Source organism: Streptomyces sp. NPDC026673 (assembly GCF_040638135.1).
Classification (GTDB): domain Bacteria; phylum Actinomycetota; class Actinomycetes; order Streptomycetales; family Streptomycetaceae; genus Actinacidiphila.
In genome coordinates, this window is sequence record NZ_JBEZXR010000144.1 from 1 (window position 1) to 8,967 (window position 8,967).

Here is an 8,967-nt window from a genome sequence, read left to right on the forward strand (position 1 = left end):
TGGGGGGGGGGCGGCGCCCGGGGGCGCGGGGGGGGGGGGGGCGGGGGGGGGGGGGGGGGGGGCGGGGTGGGGGGGGGGGGGCCCCCCCCCCGCGGGGGGGGGCGCGGCCCCCCCGGAGGTGGATCAGTTGCCGAAGTTGGCGCCGAACAGGGGGCTGCCGGTGGTGGAGACGCCGACGGCGCTGGGGGCGATGGAGACCGCACCGGTGGTCGCGATCTTGGTGCCGTCGGAGCGGAGCGAGGTGACCGCGCCGTTGCCGCCGTTCTCGCCGAAGGTGGTGACGGTCAGGTCGGCCTTGCCGTCGCCGTTGACGTCGTCGAGGTGGAGCTCGCCGCCGAACATGTCGTACGCCTCGTCCGAGCCGGGGACGCCCGCGGTGTTCTGGCTGAAGTACTGGTAGCCGCTCGTGGTGACGAGCCCGCCCGGCGAGCCGTAGAGGACGGTGACCGAGCCGGCGTCGACGACGCCGTTGAGGTCCTCGCCGGCGGAGCCGACGGCGAGGTCCTGGAAGCCGTCGCCGTTGATGTCGCCGAGGTGGAGCTCGCTGCCGAAGGCGTCGCCCTTCTCGGAGCCGCCGGGGATGTTGCCGCTGTCCTGGTCGATGGACGTGGAGCTGCCGGGGCCGGAGTCGGTGCCGTAGACGACCTTGACCTTGCCGCCCTTGACGGAGCCGGGGACGCTGGGCTCCTTGCTCGTGCCCGGGTCCCAGCTGACGCCGATGACGATGTCGCCGCGGCCGTCGCCGTTGACGTCGCCGATACCGGTGATGACGCCGCCCTGGAGCTTGACGGCGCTGGAGGCGACGAGGCCGGAGGCGGAGCCGGGGACGTAGTAGTTGGCGTTCCAGCCGGCGGCGCTGTCGTTCTCGTAGCCGTCGACGATCAGGTCGACCTTGCCGTCGCCGTTGACCTCGCCCGCGGTGAGGTTGATCGGTCCGCCGATGCCGCCGGACTGGATCGGGGGCTTGACCGTGTAGCGGCCGCCGGAGGTGCCGCTGTTGGTGATGCCGCCCTTGTACACGTAGATCGTGCTGGAGGAGGAGCCCACGGCGAGGTCGTCCTTGCCGTCGCCGTCGAAGTCGGCGGCGGCCAGGGAGCGGCCCCAGCGGTCGTGGCTGCCGGGCGCGGGGTCGGCGAGGGTGGTGCCGCCGGTCAGGCCCTTCGACGAGCCCCACAGGATGGTGACCATGCCGCCGTCGACGTCGCTGCCGAGGTCCTCGTTGGCGGCGGAGACGGCCAGGTCGCTGAAGCCGTCGCTGTTGAAGTCGCCGATGGCGGTCAGCCAGCCGAAGCCGTCGCCCTTCTCGGCGCCGCCGGGGACGCCGGAGGTGTTCTGGCTGATGACGCTGCGGTGCGCGGCGGCGAGGCCGTTGGAGGAGCCGTAGAGGGCGACGACCTGGCCGGCGCCCTTCAGGCCGCTGACGTAGGCGTCGCCCGCGGAGAAGGCGACGTCGGCGTAGCCGTCGCCGTTGAAGTCGGCCTTGTCGCCGGTGCCGGTGGCGGCTGCAGGAGTCGCCGAGAGGGCGAGGAGACCGCCGGTGAGGGCGGCGGCGGCCGCGGCCGCGAGGGCGGCCCGGGTGCGCTTGTGCATGCGGGTGTTCTCCTGAGCATGCGGGGATGCCCGGGGGCATCCGCAGTCTGTAAGGGGCCGTGCCGCCCGTTCGCCCGGAGTTCATCCGGGCGCCAGGCGGCGTTGGCGTAACTCAGACCCACGACAGGTGCGGATAGTTGTATGAGGGACGGAACCTTTTTCGAGTGACGTGTGGGACGGCCGGGCCTCAGGAGCAGAGGGTGGAACCGAAGGCCAGGCCGCCGGTCGGGCCGGGCAGCCGGAGACCGGCCGCGGAGTAGGCGGCGGAGCCGGTGGTGGTGATCCCGGTGGCGGTGCCGCGCAGGGTCCACACACGGCCGTCGCCCGCGTCCTCGCCGGCGGCGGCCGCGAACAGGTCGGCGCGGCCGTCGCGGTCGAGGTCGCGCAGGAGGAGCCCGCAGCCGGCGGTGCCGCCGAAGCCGTCGCCGGCCTCGTTGCCCCCGGGTACGCCCGCCGTGTTCTGGTGGAGGTTCCGCGCGCCCGCCGCCGTCAGGCCGGAGGGGGAGCCGAGCAGGACGGTGACGCCGCCCGTGTCGGCCACGGTCCCGACGTCCTCGCCGGGGATGCCGATCGCCAGGTCCGCCCGGCCGTCACCGGTGACGTCGGCGGCCGCCAGGGCACGGCCGAAGCCGTCGCCGCCTTCGTCGCTGCCCGGTACGCCCGCGGTGTCCTGGTCGAGGTCGACCGGCGAGCGGGTGGCGGCGGGTCCCTGGGCGCTGCCGTACAGGACGCGGACGATGCCGCCGGCGCGGGCGGGCAGCGGGTGTTCGGGGATCCACGGCTCCTCGGTGTCGTGGGCGCCGAAGCCCGCGAGGCCGAGGGCGACGTCCGCGTGGCCGTCTCCGTCGAAGTCGCCGACTGCCAGGGCCTCGCCCGTGGTCTCGCCGTACCAGGATTCGGCCCGGACGAGGCCGCCGGGTGTGCCGCGCAGATAGGTGGTGCCGCCGCCTTCGAAGCCGTTGTGCGCCACGGCGGCGTCCGCGCGGCCGTCGCCGTCGATGTCGCCGACCGCGAGGCGGATGCGTCCGACGAAGTGCGGGATGCCGTCGTCGGTGACGGCGGTGAGGGCGGCCGGTGTCCGGCCGGGGGCGAACGGGCCGAGGGCCACGGACAGTCCGCCGCTCTCGTCGCCCCGGTTGCCGGTGACGATGTCGAGCTGCCCGTCGCCGTTGACGTCCGCGGTGGCGAGGCCGGCGAAGCCCGCCCCCTGGTAGGCGTCCGACCCGGGCAGGACGGTGCCGCGCCCGAAGCCGGCCGATCCGCCCCACAGGATGGTGACGCGGCCGGTGTCCTCCAGGGCGGACGCGTCCTCGCCGGGCGCGACGACGACCAGGTCCGCGTAGCCGTTCTTGTCGAGGTCGCCGCTGGTGAGCCGGGCCCCGAAGCGGTCGCCGGCCTCGGAGGAGCCGGGGATGCCCGCGGTGGACTGGCTGACGGTGTAGCGGGCGGACGTTCGGGGGCCGTTCGCCGAGCCGGGGACGACGGCGATATAGCCGGCGGCCTTCTTCCCGCCCGCGGTGCCGTCCTTCACGCCGATCGCCAGGTCGGGGTAGCCGTCGCCGTTGAAGTCGTACGGCTTGGCGGGCGCGGCGGCGAGAGCGGCCTGCGAGGGCAGGGCGAGGCAGGCCGCCGTCGCGGCGACGGCGAGGGCGATGGCTCGGGCACGCACGGAGACTCCGATCGGGGAGGGGAAGGTGCCTGTGTGACGTCCGTGGTGGACGGAAGGTTGTGCGCGTGTGTACGGAGGGCGAACCCCCTGTCGGCCGACCGCCGCCCGTGTTCGTGGACGGGGGAGGCGGCGTTGGGCATTCGTGCCCGCGACGGCCTACCGTTCGGGTCGGAACGGATCCGAAGGGACGGGAAGTGCCGATGGTTGTCAGGGCCGTACGGAATGTGGCGCGCGGGACCGCGCGCACCCCAGCGCGCACCCCAGCGCGCGCCGCGGTGGGCGCGGCGGTCGCGGGGTTGCTGACCCTGGCGGTGACGGGGTGCGGGCTGCTGACGACCGACACCGCTTCCCCGGGGGCGACGGCCGCGGCGACCTCCGCGGCCCCGTCGGCCCCGTCGGCCGCCGCGGGCGACGTGCCGGTGAAGGCGGACCCCGCGGCGCTGGCCGCGCTGCCCGCCCGCCTGGAGGCGGACGGGACGACGATCACGGTGGGCGATCCGGCGGCGCCGAAGACCGTCCACATCTACGAGGACCCGCGCTGTCCGATCTGCAAGGCGTTCGAGGCCGCCGCCGGGCCGCAGTTGGCGGCGCTCGCCAAGGCGGGCGACATCAAGGTGCAGTACACCCTGGCCTCGTTCCTGGACGACAACCTCAAGGGCAGCGGCTCGAAGAAGGCCGCGGGCGCCCTGCGCGCCTCCGTCGAGGCGGGCACAGGGGCGTTCGCGACCTACCACGAGCTGCTGTACGCCAACCAGCCGGAGGAGCGGGTGGACGGCTTCACGGACGACCATCTGCTGAAGCTCGCCGGGCAGGTGAAGGGGTTGCGCGGAGCGGCCTTCGACACGGCGGTGCGCAAGCAGTCGTACGCGGACTTCGTGGCGGCGTCCGAGGAGGCCTTCGTCAAGAGCGGTGCCACGGGCACCCCGTACGTGAAGATCGACGGCGAGCCGGTGTCCCAGGCCGACCTGCAGAAGCTGTTCGACCCCGTCTCCTTCGCCGCGCTCCTGCGGCAGTCCGGGATCGGCGGCTGAGGAGCCGGGCGGAACGCGGAACGCCGGTGGGCGCGTACGGGATTCCGTACGCGCCCACCGGCGTTCCAGGGTCTGCCGCGGGCCGCGCTACTGGGCGGGCTCCGGCTGGGGTTCGCTCGCCGCCTCCGGTTCGCCGTCGGGGTCGAGCGGGGTCTTGACGGACTCCAGCAGCAGCTGGGAGACGTCGACGACCTGCAGCGTCTCCTTGGCCTTGCCCTCGTTCTTCTTGCCGTTGACGGAGTCGGAGAGCATCACCAGGCAGAACGGGCAGGCGGTGGAGACGATGTCCGGGTTGAGGGACAGCGCCTCGTCCACGCGCTCGTTGTTGATGCGCTTGCCGATCCGCTCCTCCATCCACATGCGGGCGCCGCCGGCGCCGCAGCAGAAGCCGCGCTCCTTGTGGCGGTGCATCTCCTCGTTCCGCAGGCCCGGCACCTTGGCGATGATCTCGCGCGGCGGCGTGTAGACCTTGTTGTGGCGGCCCAGGTAGCAGGGGTCGTGGTAGGTGATGATGCCCTCGACCGGGGTGACGGGGACGAGCTTGCCCTCGTCGACCAGGTGCTGCAGCAGCTGGGTGTGGTGGATGACCTCGTACTCGCCGCCGAGCTGCGGGTACTCGTTCGCCAGGGTGTTGAAGCAGTGCGGGCAGGTGGCGACGATCTTCTTCTGCGCCTTCGGCTTCTTCGTCGACTCGTCCTCGTCGTCCTCGCCGAAGGCCATGTTCAGCATGGCGACGTTCTCGGCGCCGAGCTGCTGGAAGAGGAACTCGTTGCCCAGGCGGCGGGCGGAGTCACCGGTGCAGTTCTCCTCGCCGCCCATGATCGCGAACTTGACGCCCGCGATGTGGAGCAGCTCGGCGAAGGCCTTGGTGGTCTTCTTGGCGCGGTCCTCCAGGGAGCCGGCGCAGCCGACCCAGTACAGGTACTCCACCTCGGTGAGGTCCTCGATGTCCTCGCCCACGACGGGGACCTCGAACTCGACCTCCTTGACCCAGGCGAGCCGCTGCTTCTTGGGCAGGCCCCAGGGGTTGCCCTTCTTCTCCAGGTTCTTGAGCATCGTGCCCGCCTCGGACGGGAACGAGGACTCGATCATGACCTGGTAGCGGCGCATGTCGACGATGTGGTCGATGTGCTCGATGTCCACCGGGCACTGCTCGACGCAGGCGCCGCAGGTGGTGCAGGACCACAGGACGTCCGGGTCGATGACGCCGTTCTCCTCGGCGGTGCCGATCAGCGGGCGCTCGGCCTCGGCGAGGGCCGCCGCGGGGACGTCCTTGAGTTGCTCCTCGGAGGCCTTCTCCTCGCCCTCCATGGTCTTGCCGCCGCCGGCGAGCAGGTAGGGCGCCTTGGCGTGCGCGTGGTCGCGCAGCGACATGATCAGCAGCTTCGGGGAGAGCGGCTTGCCGGTGTTCCAGGCGGGGCACTGCGACTGGCAGCGGCCGCACTCGGTGCAGGTGGAGAAGTCGAGGATGCCCTTCCAGGAGAACTGCTCCACCTGGCTGACGCCGAAGACGTCGTCCTCGCCCGGGTCCTCGAAGTCGATCGGCTTGCCGCCGGAGGCCATCGGCTGCAGCGCGCCCAGCGCCACGGCGCCGTCGGCGTTCCGCTTGAACCAGATGTTGGGGAAGGCCAGGAAGCGGTGCCAGGCGACGCCCATGTCCGTCCTGAGCGAGACCGTGATCATCCAGATGAAGGAGGTCCCGATCTTGATCATCGCGGTCAGGTAGACCAGGTTCTGCAGCGTGCCGAAGCTCAGCCCCTTGAAGGCCGCGACCAGCGGGTACGAGGCGAAGTAGGCGGCCTCGTAGCCGTGCACCTCCGCCAGGGCGCCCTCCAGGCCGCGCAGCGTCATGATCGCGAGGCCGATGATGAGGATGACGGACTCGACGAAGTACGCCTGGCCGGTGTTGGAGCCGGCGAAGCGGGACTTGCGGCCCGCCCGGCCCGGCCGGGACAGCTGGCGGATCGCGATCAGCGTGAGGATGCCGAGGGTGGTCATCAGGCCGATGAACTCGACGAACACCTCGTACGGCAGCCAGTGCCCGATGACCGGCAGCACCCAGTCGGCCTTGAAGAGCTGGCCGAAGGCGTTCACCAGGGTGAGCACCAGGGAGAAGAAGCCGACGGCGACGAACCAGTGGGCGACGCCGACGACGCCCCAGCGGTTCATCCGGGTGTGGCCGAGGAACTCCCGGACCACCGTGACGGTGCGTGCCCGCCAGTCGTCGGTGCGGGTGCCCGCGGGGACGTCCTGGCCGAGTCGCACGAACCGGTAGATCTGGGCGATGGCGCGGCTGAACAGCGCGACGCCGACCACGGCGAGTACCAGCGACACGATGATCGCGGCGAGTTGCATTTCGGGGCTCCTCGGACCTGCGAGAGCGGAGGCTCGGGGCTGATGCCCGGCTGAATACTAAGCAGTAACTTATTCGGTTCTCCTGAGACTACCCAGTATCCGCGTACGCGTGCAGCCGCGCCGCCGGTGATCTGTGTCGCTGAGGGCTGCCTTCCCTGGGCCCCGGGGGCTCCGGGGAGGGCCCGGCGTCCGGGGGGTTCGCTCCCCGTGACCGTTCGTGCGCGGAGGGCTGGCTCATAAGTTGAGTCGCCACGACTCAGGTCTGTTGACATGGCGGGCGGGGTGCGGCACCCTTGAGCCAGTTCCACTCAAGTAGGCAGCTGGAGGATTCCACCATGGCACGTGCGGTCGGCATCGACCTGGGCACGACTAACTCCGTCGTCAGCGTTCTCGAAGGCGGCGAGCCCACCGTCATCACCAACGCCGAGGGTGCCAGGACCACGCCGTCCGTCGTCGCCTTCGCCAAGAACGGCGAGGTGCTCGTCGGCGAGGTCGCCAAGCGCCAGGCCGTCACCAACGTCGACAGGACCGTCCGGTCGGTCAAGCGCCACATGGGCACCGACTGGAAGATCAACCTGGACGGCAAGGACTTCAACCCGCAGCAGATGAGCGCCTTCATCCTGCAGAAGCTGAAGCGCGACGCCGAGGCGTACCTGGGCGAGAAGGTCACCGACGCGGTCATCACCGTCCCGGCGTACTTCAACGATTCCGAGCGCCAGGCCACCAAGGAGGCCGGCGAGATCGCGGGCCTGAACGTCCTGCGCATCGTCAACGAGCCCACGGCCGCCGCGCTGGCCTACGGCCTCGACAAGGACGACCAGACGATCCTCGTCTTCGACCTCGGTGGCGGCACCTTCGACGTCTCGCTGCTGGAGATCGGCGACGGCGTCGTCGAGGTGAAGGCCACCAACGGCGACAACCACCTCGGTGGTGACGACTGGGACCAGCGCATCGTCGACTACCTGGTGAAGCAGTTCGCCTCGGGTCACGGCGTGGACCTGTCCAAGGACAAGATGGCGCTGCAGCGTCTGCGCGAGGCCGCCGAGAAGGCGAAGATCGAGCTGTCCTCGTCCACCGAGACCTCGATCAACCTGCCCTACATCACGGCCTCCGCCGAGGGCCCGCTGCACCTGGACGAGAAGCTCACCCGCGCCCAGTTCCAGCAGCTCTCCTCGGACCTGCTGGAGCGCTGCAAGATCCCGTTCCACAACGTGATCAAGGACGCCGGCATCCAGCTCTCGGAGATCGACCACGTCGTCCTCGTCGGCGGCTCGACCCGTATGCCCGCCGTCGCCGAACTCGTCAAGGAGCTGACCGGCGGTCAGGACGCCAACAAGGGCGTCAACCCGGACGAGGTCGTCGCCATCGGCGCCGCCCTGCAGGCCGGTGTGCTCAAGGGCGAGGTCAAGGACGTCCTGCTGCTCGACGTCACCCCGCTGTCCCTCGGTATCGAGACCAAGGGCGGCATCATGACCAAGCTCATCGAGCGCAACACCACGATCCCGACCAAGCGCTCGGAGATCTTCACCACGGCCGAGGACAACCAGCCGTCGGTGCAGATCCAGGTCTACCAGGGTGAGCGCGAGATCGCGGCGTACAACAAGAAGCTCGGCATGTTCGAGCTGACCGGCCTCCCGCCGGCCCCGCGCGGCATCCCGCAGATCGAGGTCGCCTTCGACATCGACGCCAACGGCATCATGCACGTCTCCGCCAAGGACCTCGGTACCGGCAAGGAGCAGCGCATGACGGTCACCGGTGGCTCGGCGCTGCCGAAGGACGACATCGACCGCATGATGCGCGAGGCCGAGCAGTACGCGGAGGAGGACCACAAGCGCCGCGAGTCCGCCGAGACCCGCAACCAGGCCGAGCAGCTGGTCTACCAGACCGAGAAGTTCCTCCAGGACAACGAGGACAAGGTCCCCGGTGACGTCAAGACCGAGGTCGAGGCGGCCGTCGCGGACCTCAAGGAGAAGCTGAAGGGCGAGGACTCCGCCGCCATCCGCGAGGCCACCGAGAAGGTCGCCGCCACCTCCCAGAAGCTGGGCCAGGCGCTGTACGCCAACGCCCAGGCCGAGGGTGGCGCGGCCGGTGCCGCCGGTGCCGCCGGTGCCGCGGGCGGGGACCGGGCCCAGGCCGACGACGACGTCGTCGACGCCGAGATCGTCGACGAGGACAAGAAGGACGGTGCCGCGTGACGGAGGAGACCCCGGGCTTCGAGGAGGAGCCTGTCGTCCCCTCTGCCGAGGCCGGTTCCGCGGCGCCGGGGGTCGACGCCGGGCTGCACGTCGTCGCCGTCGGCGCGGACCGTTCCGGCATCGCGGG

At 71.2% G+C, this 8,967-nt stretch carries 5 protein-coding genes; 2 read left to right on the forward strand and 3 right to left on the reverse strand.

Going from position 1 to position 8,967, the window contains the following annotated elements; all coding sequences use genetic code 11:
- Positions 1 to 123: 123 nt before the first annotated feature.
- Complete coding sequence (locus AB0F62_RS41795) at positions 124 to 1,590, reverse strand: FG-GAP and VCBS repeat-containing protein (RefSeq protein WP_361811855.1); 1,467 nt, start codon at positions 1,588 to 1,590, stop codon at positions 124 to 126.
- Between the two features lie 187 nt (positions 1,591 to 1,777).
- Positions 1,778 to 3,259, reverse strand: a complete 1,482-nt coding sequence (locus AB0F62_RS41800; RefSeq protein ID WP_361811858.1) for an FG-GAP and VCBS repeat-containing protein — start codon at positions 3,257 to 3,259, stop codon at positions 1,778 to 1,780.
- A gap of 200 nt (positions 3,260 to 3,459) precedes the next feature.
- Between AB0F62_RS41800 and AB0F62_RS41805 the strand changes: the two genes are divergently transcribed.
- Positions 3,460 to 4,290 carry a thioredoxin domain-containing protein gene (locus AB0F62_RS41805; protein WP_361811867.1) on the forward strand — a complete coding sequence of 277 codons (831 nt, stop codon included), beginning with the start codon at positions 3,460 to 3,462 and terminating at the stop codon, positions 4,288 to 4,290.
- 87 nt (positions 4,291 to 4,377) lie between these two features.
- On the opposite strand, the gene AB0F62_RS41810 is transcribed toward AB0F62_RS41805, so the two are convergent.
- Complete coding sequence (locus AB0F62_RS41810) at positions 4,378 to 6,645, reverse strand: (Fe-S)-binding protein (RefSeq protein ID WP_361811861.1); 2,268 nt, start codon at positions 6,643 to 6,645, stop codon at positions 4,378 to 4,380.
- A 335-nt stretch (positions 6,646 to 6,980) separates the two neighbouring features.
- On the opposite strand from AB0F62_RS41810, the gene dnaK reads away from it, so the two are divergent.
- Complete coding sequence (dnaK, locus tag AB0F62_RS41815) at positions 6,981 to 8,840, forward strand: molecular chaperone DnaK (RefSeq protein ID WP_361811864.1); 1,860 nt, start codon at positions 6,981 to 6,983, stop codon at positions 8,838 to 8,840.
- The last annotated feature ends 127 nt before the right edge of the window (positions 8,841 to 8,967 follow it).

What these genes read in the sequence shown, in the direction of transcription:
- AB0F62_RS41795 (WP_361811855.1), bottom strand. Translation starts at nt 1,590, where the DNA reads ATGCACAAGCGCACCCGGGCCGCCCTCGCGGCCGCGGCCGCCGCCGCC.
- AB0F62_RS41805 (WP_361811867.1), top strand. Translation starts at nt 3,460, where the DNA reads ATGGTTGTCAGGGCCGTACGGAATGTGGCGCGCGGGACCGCGCGCACC.
- AB0F62_RS41810 (WP_361811861.1), bottom strand. Translation starts at nt 6,645, where the DNA reads ATGCAACTCGCCGCGATCATCGTGTCGCTGGTACTCGCCGTGGTCGGC.
- dnaK (WP_361811864.1), top strand. Translation starts at nt 6,981, where the DNA reads ATGGCACGTGCGGTCGGCATCGACCTGGGCACGACTAACTCCGTCGTC.